Genomic DNA, 13,964 nt, shown 5'->3' with positions numbered 1-13,964 from the left:
AAAGAGAAAGTGAGGAAGAAAGTATGAAATCTCTGTATGCAATTGATGTAGGAATTGGTTTTACTAAGCGGGCATATCGACAGGATGTAGATTCTGAGGTGACGATTAAGAGTGAAGCTTCCACACTAGCCCCTGTACCTAATCATGATGAAAGTGAAGATTTAACAAAGGTAAGTTTTATAGATTTAGACTTTGCATACTACATGGGAAATGAAGCGCATCAATCTGACGCTTCATTGCTTCCTCCATTTGACGAAGAAATAGAAAATTATTATGAAAGCGAACGGTTTAAACAACAAATATTTGGTTGCATTGCAAAGGATTATAAAGAAAATGTCGTGTTACCTTTAGTTGTTACCGGGCTTCCTGTCACTTATTTTGGTAGTCAGCATGAGCAATTACAACGTGCACTAAAAAAAGAAACTTCTGTGCAAATTGATGGGAAATTTATTACTATTACGGTGGAAAATGCTTTAATTCTTCAGCAACCGGTCGCTTTACATGCCTATTTCTTAAAAGAGGGAATCATTCAGGAACAAGATCGTATCTTAATTATTGATGGTGGATTTCGTACATTAGAAATGACAGATATGAAACAGAATGTCATTTTAAATCATTATGAGACGGAACTAGGATGTAGCAAGCCTTTGAAAAATATTAAGAATATCGTGCAGAATCATGCGGGTGAAAGTAATCAATTGCATATTAACGATATGCCAAACATATTAGAAAAAGGATATGGAGGTCGAGAAGAAGATCCTCAGACAAGTCAGGTTCATACTTTGATTCAAAAAGAGTTGGATGCACACTTCCAAGACGTTATGCGTGTATTACAAGAACAATTTAAGTTAGACCAGTATGACACTATTATTTGGACAGGAGGAATAGTAGATCTCCACAAAAAACGAATTGAAAAAATACAAGGTGAAATTTCTTCTTTCCGTATGGTAGACGCTTCGAAAGAGGCTGCACTTCATGGATACTACATGATTGGAAGTCAAGTATTTGACGACATCACCAATCAATCTGTATATGAATCTAAATTATAATAACGACCGAAATGGAGTTCGTTGAATAGACGTGCCAAATTATGTAGCTTCTTTTCCATATATAAAAAATGCTTTATAAGAAAAGATAAAAAGTGCTTGTATAGAGGAAATGTTTAAATTTGAGAATAAAAATAGCTAATATATAGGGGGTCTTCCTTTTAATAGAATAAGACCTCCTATGCCATTTGTTTTGTAATTTAGTTGATCTAAAAACTTTTCCTCCAAGACATGAATACCTACATACAAATTTCATATTACGGATATGATTCGATCAAACATAAAACTGTTCAGAAAGGAAGAATAATATGGAATGCATAAAAATGCCGAAATGGAGTTGGTATCATGTGAAAACTAGTGAGCTTGAAAAACTTTCTTCTATAATTCCTCGTGATGTAACATCTTATTTCTCTCAATTTATAAAGAAAATAAGTTCTCCTTGTGAAAATGGATTATATGTTTATACGTTATCATCAAGTCAAACTTGTGTATATGGTTCGTTTTTATTTGATCAAGATAAAAAGGACGCCAAAATTCAAAAATTTCTTCATTATTTCGTAGCTCATGGAATACTCATAACGGTCCAGGAAAAAGAGGAAGAGGATTTCCAAAAATTAATATATAATTCCTCTTTTAGTGTGAAAAATTGTAATAGTTCCGCTGAAGGATTATGTGCTATCTTATCAATCTTTATATCTCACTACTTGCGAAAGGTTGACTATTTCGAAAACAATTTTAGGAATGTATTATGGGATTTTTATCATCATAATAACATAGCAGTTTTAGAAAGAATTTATCATATTCGTCATGAACTATTTATGAACACACATGTGTTTCGCTTAATACAAGAAGTGTTACAAGGCCTGAAAGAAGCTTGGTTAGAAAACTTAACAAACACTCTTTGTTATAAGCAAACAAACGTAAAATTAGAGCGTGGATTACAACTTGTTAAAGAGTACCAAGAAGAATTGGACACGATGATTCATTTACAAGAAGTTGTTTCTTCACATCGTGGGAATGAGATTATGAAAGCTCTTACTGTATTAACTGCTGTAAGTACGCCTTTGACGGCCTTAGGAGCATTGTGGGGGATGAATTTTAAATATATGCCTGAACTAGAATGGAAATATAGCTATTTAATTGCTCTCTTATTTATTATTTTCACAACAGGTGGTATGTATTTGTATATGAGAGTGAAAGGATGGACAGGTGACTTATTACGAGTAAAGAAAAAGAAATCCTTTTTTAAATCTAATTAATCTTGTTTATAAAATATATGATAGATATACGGTTAGTAATATTTATTAATTGGGGTAGTATCATTTCGATTTTACAATAGAGATATCGCTGCTTTTAGCAAAACAGACTTCAGAGGCGATTTAGCCAAGATTAATATACCTACCCTTGTTATTCATGGTGATTCAGATGCAACTGTACCATTTGAATATAGTGGGAAATTAACACATGAAGAACTCCTATTATTCTTAAAGGACTGATTAAAACTATATCATTGTTAATTGATACATGATAAATAATTTGCAATTCCATCATATTTTTTCTAATAAATGGAAATACCTAAAGGTGAATAATTTTGAGGAGGTTTTCAATTATGGAAGAAAACCAGGACATGAATTCTCTAGATGAACAAGACGTGAAACGTGAGACATTGACAACACGACAGGGGCACCCTGTGAAGGATAATCAAAATATCCGAACAATTGGGAATCGTGGTCCAGCAACACTTGAAAATTATCATTTCATCGAAAAAATTTCTCATTTTGATCGAGAAGAGGTTCCAGAACGTGTAGTACATGCGCGAGGAGCTGGAGCATTTGGGTATTTTGAAACGTATGGAAAAGTTGGAGATGAGCCGGTAGAAAAATATACTCGTGCGAAAGTGTTTTCGGGGGCTGGCAAAAAAACACCGTTAATGGTTCGTTTTTCTACAGTAGCTGGAGCTAAGGACTCACCAGAAACAGCAAGGGATCCACGAGGCTTTGCAGTGAAAATGTATACGGAAGATGGTAACTGGGATTTAGTAGGGAATAATTTAAAAATTTTCTTTATTCGTGATGCGATGAAGTTCCCAGATATGATTCATGCGTTTAAGGTTGATCCGGTTTCGAATGTGGCGAATCCTCAGAGAATGTTTGATTTTGTTTCTCGTACCCCGGAGGCAACGCATATGATTACATTTTTATTTTCTCCATGGGGTATTCCAGCAACATATCGCCATATGCAGGGATCTGGTGTAAACACTTATAAATGGGTAAATGAAAAAGGCGAAGCGGTATTGGTGAAATATCACTGGGAGCCGAAGCAGGGAATTCGAAATTTAACACAAGAAGATGCAAACAGTATTCAAGCAATGAATGTTAGTCATGCAACACAAGATTTATATGAAGCAATTGAGCGCAAAGATTATCCAGAGTGGGAGCTATTTGTACAAATTATGGAGGATGATTATCATCCAGAACTCGATTTTGATCCTCTTGATGATACGAAGCTTTGGCCAGAGGAGCAGTTCCCCTGGTTACCAGTAGGACGTATGGTTCTTGATCGTAATCCAGTTGATTACCATTCAGACATTGAACAAGCTGCTTTTGGTACAGGAGTACTTGTTGATGGCATGGACTTCTCAGACGATAAAATGCTACAAGGTCGTACTTTCTCTTATTCAGATACGCAACGTTACCGCGTTGGTGCAAACTATCTACAATTACCTGTTAATGCACCTAAAGCACCTGTTCGTACAAATCAACATCGTGGTCAAATGGATATGCGTAATCCGAAAGAGTCTGGAGAAAATCCGCATATTAACTATGAGCCATCTATGCTGGGTGGTTATAAAGATGCAAAACAAGAAAAGCACCATCCACACCAACCAACTTACAATGCGGCTGCTATGAGTGCACCAATCGATCGTCCTAATAATTATGGTCAAGCAGGTCACACGTATCGTAGTTTTGAGGAGTGGGAACGAAATGAGTTGGTTAAAAATCTATCTGAAGCACTTGCAGTATGTGACAAAAGAATTCAGAATGCGATGATTGAACACTTCACACAAGCTGATGAAGATTATGGCCGTCGTGTTAAAGAAGGTATTGAAAAGAAAATGAAAGAAGCTAAAACGGAAAACAAACTTCCAGGCCGCGAAGTAAGTAAATCAAAATATGGCCAAGGTTCATTAGCTGCAAACGAAGCAACAAAAGATGCAGTAAAGAAAAGCCATGAATCAGATCCTTATTAATTAGACGTAAGCACAATAGGCTTATACTTAGAGGTGCCGTTAAAACGGTTAGGCAGCCTTTCATACGATTACTAAGTAGTTTTGTTTAAAAATATGAGGGGTATTAAATATCATAAGATAGTTGAGAAACAAGTGAAAAATAAAGCTTTATAAAAGATGCTCTTGGATAAATCCAGGAGCATCTTTTTGAATGCGGCGTAGTGCACCACTGTAACCAATTTAAAGAATCGAAATCTTCTATAACGAAATTTTTGCTCATTTTTAAATGTTGATATTGAAATGTTAGGTTGATAAATCTCTATTAGTTTCGAGTTGAATATTTTTCTTAACGGCTAAAATTTATGGATTAGAGTTTTTTTGTCTCTTAGGTGGATTGCTATATTACTATCAAGATAATATTTTGAATAATCCTCAAAATAAAGAAATGTTTTTGTCAGAAAACGATAAAATCTTATTAATTTTTATAATTAGTAGAATTTTTATAGAAATAATCCTCTTAATATATTAAAATAACATCGTGTTATGTAAGATTTTAATTATTAGGGGAGAGAAATTTTATGTTGAAAAAAATCATTCCAGTTGCTTTAGCATTAAGTACAGTTACTTTTACTAGTGTATTCGCTGTGCCTTCAGCCCAAGCAAGTACAGAACCAAACCGCTACATAGATGTGCAAATGCTCGGGATTAACGATTTTCATGGGCAACTAGACACAGTAAAAAAAATTAACAATAAAGATGCAGGGGGAATCGAGTACTTAGGGGCTTATTTACGCGATCGTGAAAAACAAAATCCGAATACATTAAAAGTACATGCTGGCGATGTTGTTGGAGCAAGTACTCCTGTTTCAGCATTATTACAAGACGAACCTACCATTGAATTTCTAAATGATTTGAAATTCGATGTTGGAACAATAGGAAATCATGAATTTGATGAAGGTGTTGAAGAAATGAACCGCCTTATTTATGGTGGATACCATGAGAAAACAGGGAAATTTAAAGGAGCAAAATTCCCATATGTTGCCGCAAATTTCTATAATAAATCCACCGGTCGTTTATTTTTACCACCATTCACTATAAAAAAGGTACAAGGAGTTCCTGTTGGATTTATCGGAGTCGTAACAACGGATGTGCCTAATCTTGTTATGCCTACTATGCTAAAAAATGTAGAAATTACAGATGAAGTTGAAGCTATTAACAAATCCGTAAAGCAATTAAAAAAACTAGGTGTTAAATCTATCGTTGTTCTTGCACATAACGGGGGGACAACAGATGGGAACGGCGTAACAAATGGTGATATCGTCCGATTAGCAAATGAGACTGATCCAGAAGTCGATGTTATTTTTGGTGGGCATAGCCACACTTATGTAAATGGAACTGTTAATAATAAACTTGTCGTACAAGCAAATTCTTACGGTATGGCTTTTGCTGATGTTGATGTAAAGATTGATCGTAAAACACAAGATATTGTTGAGAAAAAAGCAGAAATTGTTACAACTTACCATGAAGGCATGGAGCCTGATAAAAAAATAAAGAAGAAGATGGAGAAATATCAAGCAAAAATCGCACCTCTTGTTAATGAAGTTGTAGGTAAGTCTATTGCTCCGCTAGATCGCAAACTAAATACGGCTGGTGAATCTACTCTTGGAAATTTAGTTGCTGATGCCCAGCGTGCAACAATGCAATCTCAAATTGCACTTATGAATCCTGGTGGTATTCGTAATGACTTAGATGCTGGTGATATTACATGGGGAGAGATATATGGTATTCAACCATTCGGAAATCAATTAATAAAAGTAAATTTAACGGGTCAAGATATTCGTGATATTTTAAATCAACAATGGCAAAAAGATATAACAAGAATGCTTCAAATTTCAGGGATCCAATACACTTGGGATGCAAACAAACCTAATGGAGAAAAAGTAACAAATATGCGCCTAACTAATGGAGAAGAAATTATTTCTTCTAAAACTTACAGCGTCGTTGCAAACGCATTTCTAGCTTCAGGTGGAGATGGATTTGTATCCTTTAAAAACGGTAAAGATGCTGAAACAGGACCAACTGATTTTGAAGCATTAGTAGATTACATAAAAAAATCAAAAGAACCAATTCAGTCTATTATTGATGGAAGAATTCAAAAAATAAATTAGGTTTTTATTAATCACAAAAACGAATAGATTACCTGTACTTTTTAGTGTACAGGTAATCTATTTTTTGTGGGTTTGAAATAACGTCTTACTGTGACCAATTAATAGTGACGGTAAATTTGGCCCCTATGGAACATTAAAATCAGATGATCCAAACAGTTAAAACTACATCTTTGTCCAAGATAAAAAAGGTCAATTTATCCCGCTTTAACGGGCAGTAAGACCCCCACCTCAAAATTCAGTGGAAGCAAAGAAGTTAGGTGGGGGATGAACAAAACCCCCACTGATTAAAGTTTCACTTTATATAAATTATGTTTTGACAATAAGGGGTTAATTGGTTTGTTTTAGTAGTCTTATACTTATGAGTTATTTGAAATTCTAGCGGTTTTGTATACATAGTTTATCCTGCCTTAATTGATAGTGAATAGATATGACGGATATTTTAACCAAAATTTTCATGAAAATACCTTTAAAAAGAACGTTAGTTCGTATATAATAAGAACAAACGTTCTTTTGTTAGGGGTGATAACCTTGTATGATTATTCTCTTTTACCGAATCGTATTATTTTATGTGTAGATCTTCGTAGCTTTTATGCAAGCGTATCATGTATTAAAAAAGGACTTGATCCACGATATACAAAATTGGCCGTCGTAGGAGATGTAAACCGGAGTGGATCAATCGTATTAGCAGCAACCCCGCCATTAAAAGCGTTAGGAATTAAGAAGATGGCACGGTTGTACGAAATACCGAAGCGGTCAGATATTATTATTGTGAATCCAATTATGCATACGTATATGAAATGTTCAACTTACATAACAGGATTAGCTTTAAAGTATGTTGCGCCGGAAGATTTTCATCAATATAGTATCGATGAGTTTTTCATGGATATGACTGCAAGTATTCATTTGTTTGCGAGTAATCCGCGCGAGTTTGCATTAAAGTTTAAGAGAGAAATATATGAACGTACGCGAATTGAAAGTACGATTGGTATTGGTCCGAATTTATTATTGAGTAAAGTAGCGATGGATGTGGAAGCGAAAAAGAATAAGGATGGAATAGCGCATTGGACATATGACGATATACCCGAGAAGTTATGGCGTATTAGACCGCTCAGTAAATTTTGGGGTATATCGTATAAAACGGAAATAAAATTAAATCGAAAAGGTATACATACGATTGGGGATTTAGCACAGTACCCATTGAAGTATTTAAAGCAATCCTTTGGTGTAATAGGAGAAGAATTACATTTACATAGTAATGGGATTGATTTTAGCAGAATAGCAGAGAAATATGTTCCAGCGACAACATCTATAGCAAAAAGCCAAATATTATTTCGTGATTATTCCATAGAAGAATTCATCGTTATTTTATTAGAGCATGTAGAAGAAGTTTGTTATAGGTTGAGACGAGAAAAGAAATACGCGCAAACGATTCATTTTTCAGTCGGATATAGTAAGGAATACGGAGGAGGAATAAAAAAAGCACATACGTTAAACAGAGCAACAAATTTAACGATGGATATTTATAATGTTTGTACTTATTTTTTATACGAGAGACATGCAGGAGAACCGATTCGATCAATAAGTGTTTCGCTAACTAATTTAATACATGAAGGAGAAGAACAAATTTCACTTTTTGATAACATTATACAAAGGGAAAAAGAAATGCGATTAACGAAGGTTATGGACGAAATTCGAACACGATTTGGTAAGAACAGTATTTTACGTGGGATTTCCTACACGAGCGTCGCAACAGCAAGATATAGAAATACATTATTAGGAGGACACAAATCGTGAGGAATGCAAATATACCAAAAGGAAGAGGGATGGTAAAGTGGCAACCGTTTGCCAGTATGCCAGAGCAGTTCACCTGTATTAAAGAAATGATACAGGAGCAAACAACAGTTCCGCGTCCAATCTTAACGCAAGATGAAAAAGAAAGGATTGAAAATAAGCTGTTAATTTCATATTTAGGTGAGGAAGAAGTTTTACTTACATATTATAAAAATGGCTACCTATATAAAAATTACATAACAGTAGCTGAAATAAATCCATTAAATAAGACGATTATTTGTACCGACGCTTTTCATAATCAAAGAATGTTTAAGTTTGGTGATGTAATGGAAGTGAATTAGAGTATCTTTCTATGCAGTAGGGTATTTTTAGCAGTCTACTGCATAGAAAAATCAAAGATCCAGCCACATATCAATTTTCAAGGTTTTAAAATGACTTTTATACAATCATCTTCACGATTATTGAAAATTTGATAACCGTAGCTCGCTTCTTCAAGGGGGATTTTGTGCGTAATAATCTCTTTTGGATCAAATTCTTTATTTGTTATTTTTTCAAATAGTTCCGGCATAAAATGAATGACAGGTGCTTGTCCCATTTTAAGGTTAATATTTCTAACCCAAAATGCCCCGAGTGGAAATGCATTATAATTGCCACCATAAACGCCGGTCATTTGAACTGTTCCATATTTTCTTACGGCTTTCGTAGCGATTTGAATAGGGCCGAGAGTTCCGCCTTGTAATTTTAATTTTTGTTCCAGAAATTCTAGGGGCGATTTTTTTCCATCCATCCCCACGCAATCAATGACTACATCGGCACCCCCATGTGTAATTTCCTTTAAATGTTCTCCCATATCTGGGAATTTTGTAAACTCAAATACCTCAACATTGTTAATCTTTTTTGCATAATTCATCCGATAATCTAAGTAATCCACTGCAATTACACGTTTAGCACCTTGCATCCAAGCAAATTTTTGTGTCATTAATCCAACAGGTCCACAACCAAGGACGATAACAGTATCACCTCGCTTAACGCCTGCGTTTATTACACTCCAATAGGCTGTTGGTAAAACATCTGATAAAAATAGTAGGGATTCATCTTCAAGTTCGCATGATTCCGGTATAACAAATGGAGTGAAATTTCCAAAAGGAACTTTTAAATATTCTGCTTGTCCACCTGGATGGTTACCAAATTTCTCTGTGTAACCAAAGTACCCGCCAGAATCGTAATGAGGGTTCGAGTTATCACATTGACTTTCCATTTCATGTTGGCAATAGAAACAATGTCCACAAGCAACGTTAAAGGGGATCACAACACGATCTCCTTTTTTTACTTTCGTAACATCTGGACCAACTTCTTCAACAATTCCCATTGGTTCATGACCAATAATGTACCCTGGAGGTAAAGGCATGTTGCCTTGATATAAATGTAAATCAGAACCGCAAATAGCGGTTGAAGTAATTTTTACAATAATATCATCTTTTTTCTCTAATTTTGCATCATCCACTTGTTTAACCTGTACTTGGTTTGGCCCTTGATAGGTTACGGCTTTCATCTCATATCTCCTTAGGAATCATTTTTTATAATTTATATGTATCTCTTGGCAAAACAGAAATCTTTAGTAAAGAGGAATCAATACATAGTGTTGTTATGACAGTATGTTATAGCAACTCTTCTTTCTTATGTCTTCTGCCCTATTTTAAGAAGAAACTCAATATTTATTCATAATCCAATTCCCACAAAAAGGATAACTATTATTTCATAATTCGTAGCATATTAAAAACATCGGAGGTGAAACGATATGACAAACAATAGCAGTGGAAGTCGTAATGAATTGTTAGTTCGAGGTGCTGAACAAGCTCTTGATCAAATGAAATATGAAATTGCACAAGAGTTTGGTGTACAACTTGGTGCAGATACAACAGCTCGTTCAAACGGATCTGTTGGTGGTGAAATTACAAAACGTTTAGTAGCAATGGCTGAACAACAACTTGGTGGTAGAGCTAACCGCTAAGGAAATTCGTATAAAATATAGCGAATATGTAAATCAATTTCTTTTGTATATGTATAAAAAACAAACCCTTATAGTAAATGAATTCTCACTCAAAGATTATTGATAATCTTCTTTCATAATCTTTGGGTATTTTATTTGTAAACTACTTTCCTAAACAATAAACACGCAGTGTTGGAAAGGTGTTTTCCATGCATAGTAGAAAAGCTTTTGCAGGAAAAAGCATACTTAAAAATTTGATTTCAATATTGAAATCAATATTTATTATGATATTTTCGAAAGGGAGGAATTTAAAAATGGGTATATTAAGTGGAAATCCTCAAAATGAGCCGTTACATTACGGAGAAGTATTCGACATTTGGAGTTATCTTCTTGCTGCACAGGGTGCGATTGCAAGTCATCAAGTGTTTATGAATCATACAGGTGATGAAGATTTGAAGAAGTTTTTAGAAGGCTTAATTGAAAATGATATGAATTCGGAAATAGAAGAATTAAAGGCGCTTTTAAAAGTTAATGGGGTTGCTTTACCGCCTGCTCCTCCAGAACGACCAGTTGCATCTATCGAAGACATTCCTCCTGGAGCACGTATTAATGATGCAGAAATTGCTGCTGCTGTTTCTACAGGATTAGCAGCTGGACTTGTCACATGTAGTCAAGTAATGGGAAAATGCCTTCGAGAAGATGTAGGTATGTTATTTGGACAATTTCATATGAAAAAAGCGCAGGCAGGTGTAACGTTGCTACGTTTAAGTAAGAAAAAAGGGTGGGTAGTTCCACCTCCGTTACATGTAAGAAATTCAGATCAAGCTTAATAAACAAAAATAAAAAAGTGGCGTTGGCCACTTTTTTATTTTTTAGATGTATCCTCAAGTTTGGATTTATTTATTGTGGAAGAATCTATATATTCATCTGACATTTCCATAGCATATTTATCATGATGAATATGATTGTGATTTCTTAATTCATTGTCGTTACGCAATACTAGCCTCTTCATATAAATGTGGAAGAAAATTTCTGTTCCACCAATAATTAAAGCTGCTATAAATGAAGAAAGTCCAATATTACGAGTAGCATCTAAATCAGTAAATAAGGATGTTAGTAACCAAATGCCAAAGAAGCTTAAGCCTAAATCTGCTATTGTAGCAATCATATTTCCGTACTTAGGTAAAATGAAGAGATCTCCGATTAAATAGGCAGCTCCTGTAAGGAAAAGAGAAATTAGTAATACTCTAGGAATTGAAATGCCTGTAAAGATACTAAGTATGATTAGTAATACTGCAGTTATCGCTGTATATTTAATTAATAAAGCAACAATATGTTTCATCATTTTCCTCCATTGTTTAAACGTATATGGAATAAAATATTTCATTAAAAATGGGTTATGCTTTTATATAGCGTAACCCGTTTTGATCATCCTTAAATGGTAAGAAGTACAAGCCGGGTAAGAAGCAGGCTTATACTATGGATAGTATTTGCGGAATATCGAGCTTTATTCACAAAGGGGCGTTCCACTCTTATAATCGAGATGTTGCCTAAGTACAGTATTTTTTTACTAAACTTAATAATTTTTTCCGTTTTAATTCTTTAATATAAAAGCCAAAGTTTCTTGTGCTTAATGTATCTTTTTATCTACATATTTTCCGTAATCAGGTACAGCAATTTTATCAAATTCTTGAACGAGTGTTTTAAGGCTTGTTGATAGCAATTCACCTGACATTGGTATTCCGTGTCCAGTAACAGTGACTAGAGGCTTTAATTTTTCTAATTTAATAATGGATTCTTTAGCAGCGTTCCAGTCTGTTGTTAAATAACGAGGCGGACCGCTTATTTCCTGTTCTTGAGTAATTACCTTATATAGATTTTCCTGTTTCACTGTAACAAAAGCGTCCCCTGCAATTAATGTTCGGTCTTTTTCTCGGAATAATGAAATATGACCTGGAGTGTGTCCTGGTGTATGCACCCATCTAAACTCTGGCATATGAGGAACAGTTCCATCTGCAGGTAGTACTTTTACGTTATTTCCTAAATCAATCGGTTCATTAGGGAACAGAGGTGACATTTTCGCTACCATACCACCTTCAACTGTTGGATCTGGTTCAGGATAGCTTTGTAGTCCAGTCAGGAAAGGTATTTCCAATTGATGGGCATAGACTGGAACATCCCAATACTTGATAAGTTCAATTATTCCCCCAACATGATCAAAATGCCCATGAGTTAAAATAATTGCTTTTGGGCGACTATTTGTACCAAATCGCTTCTCAGTGACAGAGATAATTTCATTTGCACATTTAGGCATTCCAGCATCAACTAAAACAAAATCATTGCTCTTGGGATGTCCAACAAAACAGATGTTGACGATTTGAATCGTGTAACAAAATAAATCAGGCAATACTTCAATGCCATGACCACTTTCAATTGAAGTTGCCGGAATAAACTTGTAATCACTTCCATAATTCATTTCATTGTCCAATTTTTCTCCCCCTTAACTTATTCCAATATGACATTATAGTTCCCTAATTTTGAAAATCCATTTTGGAGCATTTGAGAAAAGAATGAGTGGGGGATTACAAAAAACAATAACTTAGTCTTAGAATTAAGGGAGAGATATGTCAATTTATATAAAATGTAAACAAAGAATATTGATTTTAAAGTCGTAGTTTATATTATTTTTTTGAGTTTAAGTGTATATCTTTTAAGAGGACATACCAAGTTCTTTTATTTTGATAATTACTTGAAACTTGAACGGGAAAAACATGATCAAGCGCCCATTCTAATTTGTTTATTTCATTTTCAAGTCCTGTTGGATAGAGTAAAAGGATCTTAAAATTATTTTTAACAATATTTGATAAAACGGTTTGTAATTCAAGCGCTTCAGTCAAGCTTCCGCCCCATCTAACAAATAAAATGGATTGTGAATTATGCATTCTTTCGTAAAGGTTATCAATTCTTTGATCTAATTTTTGTTTAAAATCATGGTATGTGATGAACCAATCTTCATTCGGAATAACAGGGAAATCATGATAAGATGTTACGTTATATTTTGTATCTTTTATAATATGAGAAAAAACAGGTTGTATCACGCCATCATTAAACACAATATTTTGCTCCGGCATTGATTGCATGTTTTTTAAATCCATAAAGTCTACGAAATTATTTTTCAATAATGTGTTGATAGAAGAAAGATTCGGTGATACAAACCAATCTAGAGGACCTGAATATTTCCGCAGCTTATATTTTTTTAGATGAATAGCAGTATAACAATTTTCCCCTAAACTAATAACATCATCATACATTCCTTGAAGCTTTTTCATTTCCAATACAATCATCCCTTTTTAGAAAAATTAGAAGGTATATATAAATTCTAAAAAGCGTTATTATGACACAAAATATGCTTTTGAAAAATAGGAGAACGAGTTAATTATAAATAATATATGTATGTATAAAACCTCCTGTGAAAAGGCTCACAGGAGGTTAAACTAAGGCGTATTTCGAGTTATGTACCATTTGTTGAGGTAAGAATTGTGAGTGATAATTCATGGCGTTCCTATAATAAAGGGGGAAAACAGAAATACATTGAAGTTAGTTGTGAACAAATTGTCATTTAAAATTGAGAGGAAATAAGAAGCCCTAGTTGCTTCATTATGCAACTAGGGCATTATTTAATCTCTTCCTAACTTAATTATATCATGTAAATCAAATTCGAAATAGACTGTTTCTTCTCA

General features: G+C 34.3%; 12 protein-coding genes and 1 pseudogene. 9 read left to right on the top strand and 4 right to left on the bottom strand.

All coding sequences use genetic code 11. The annotated features are described in order from the left end of the window. The first annotated feature begins 23 nt into the window (after window positions 1-23). From ACTFR9_RS07880 to ACTFR9_RS07850, 7 genes and pseudogenes are all read left to right on the top strand, one after another. On the top strand, window positions 24-1,049 hold the full coding sequence (locus tag ACTFR9_RS07880) for a ParM/StbA family protein (RefSeq protein ID WP_000839467.1): 1,026 nt from the start codon (window positions 24-26) through the stop codon (window positions 1,047-1,049). Between the two features lie 305 nt (window positions 1,050-1,354). After that, window positions 1,355-2,305: a magnesium transporter CorA family protein gene (locus ACTFR9_RS07875; protein ID WP_229136678.1), complete on the top strand. Its 951-nt coding sequence runs from the start codon at window positions 1,355-1,357 to the stop codon at window positions 2,303-2,305. 63 nt (window positions 2,306-2,368) lie between these two features. Continuing rightward, a pseudogene (locus tag ACTFR9_RS07870) lies at window positions 2,369-2,542 on the top strand (alpha/beta fold hydrolase); the annotation flags it as partial. A gap of 113 nt (window positions 2,543-2,655) precedes the next feature. Then, complete coding sequence (locus ACTFR9_RS07865) at window positions 2,656-4,296, top strand: catalase (protein WP_000392241.1); 1,641 nt, start codon at window positions 2,656-2,658, stop codon at window positions 4,294-4,296. A 557-nt stretch (window positions 4,297-4,853) separates the two neighbouring features. Beyond that, the gene (locus ACTFR9_RS07860) at window positions 4,854-6,443 is read left to right on the top strand and encodes a bifunctional metallophosphatase/5'-nucleotidase (protein ID WP_061184489.1); all 1,590 of its coding nucleotides are present in this window, start codon (window positions 4,854-4,856) and stop codon (window positions 6,441-6,443) included. A gap of 528 nt (window positions 6,444-6,971) precedes the next feature. After that, window positions 6,972-8,237, top strand: coding sequence for a Y-family DNA polymerase (locus ACTFR9_RS07855; RefSeq protein WP_000272631.1), 1,266 nt, complete (start codon window positions 6,972-6,974; stop codon window positions 8,235-8,237). After that, complete coding sequence (locus ACTFR9_RS07850) at window positions 8,234-8,575, top strand: YolD-like family protein (protein ID WP_001243172.1); 342 nt, start codon at window positions 8,234-8,236, stop codon at window positions 8,573-8,575. Before ACTFR9_RS07855 ends, ACTFR9_RS07850 begins: the two co-directional genes overlap by 4 nt. Before the next feature lie 77 nt (window positions 8,576-8,652). Here ACTFR9_RS07850 and ACTFR9_RS07845 read toward each other — a convergent pair whose 3' ends face one another. Further along, entirely contained in the window at window positions 8,653-9,786 is a 1,134-nt protein-coding gene (locus ACTFR9_RS07845) for a zinc-dependent alcohol dehydrogenase (protein ID WP_000649071.1), read from the bottom strand. Window positions 9,787-10,032: 246 nt separating this feature from the next. Here ACTFR9_RS07845 and sasP point away from each other — a divergent pair, with 246 nt between their 5' ends. Further along, the gene (gene sasP / locus ACTFR9_RS07840) at window positions 10,033-10,245 is read left to right on the top strand and encodes a small acid-soluble spore protein, SasP family (protein WP_000184021.1); all 213 of its coding nucleotides are present in this window, start codon (window positions 10,033-10,035) and stop codon (window positions 10,243-10,245) included. 293 nt (window positions 10,246-10,538) lie between these two features. Continuing rightward, the gene (locus ACTFR9_RS07835; protein WP_000512120.1) at window positions 10,539-11,054 is read left to right on the top strand and encodes a DUF3231 family protein; all 516 of its coding nucleotides are present in this window, start codon (window positions 10,539-10,541) and stop codon (window positions 11,052-11,054) included. A gap of 35 nt (window positions 11,055-11,089) precedes the next feature. Here the strand turns inward: ACTFR9_RS07835 and ACTFR9_RS07830 are convergent, their stop codons facing one another. The 3 genes from ACTFR9_RS07830 to ACTFR9_RS07820 form a co-directional block, all read right to left on the bottom strand. Then, a complete protein-coding gene (locus ACTFR9_RS07830) occupies window positions 11,090-11,566 on the bottom strand; it encodes a YndM family protein (RefSeq protein WP_000680662.1) in 477 nt (158 codons plus the stop codon). A 288-nt stretch (window positions 11,567-11,854) separates the two neighbouring features. Next, window positions 11,855-12,712 (bottom strand): MBL fold metallo-hydrolase, encoded by an 858-nt coding sequence (locus tag ACTFR9_RS07825; RefSeq protein WP_000368270.1) that lies wholly within the window; start codon window positions 12,710-12,712, stop codon window positions 11,855-11,857. Between the two features lie 193 nt (window positions 12,713-12,905). Beyond that, entirely contained in the window at window positions 12,906-13,568 is a 663-nt protein-coding gene (locus ACTFR9_RS07820; protein WP_001997746.1) for a DUF1796 family putative cysteine peptidase, read from the bottom strand. Window positions 13,569-13,964 lie beyond the last annotated feature (396 nt).

This window comes from Bacillus cereus group sp. MYBK222-1 (genome assembly GCF_051916425.1).
Taxonomy (GTDB): Bacteria; Bacillota; Bacilli; order Bacillales; family Bacillaceae_G; genus Bacillus_A; species Bacillus_A paranthracis.
The sequence above is the reverse complement of the archived record's forward strand: the minus strand, read 5'-3'. Positions and strand labels throughout refer to the sequence as shown.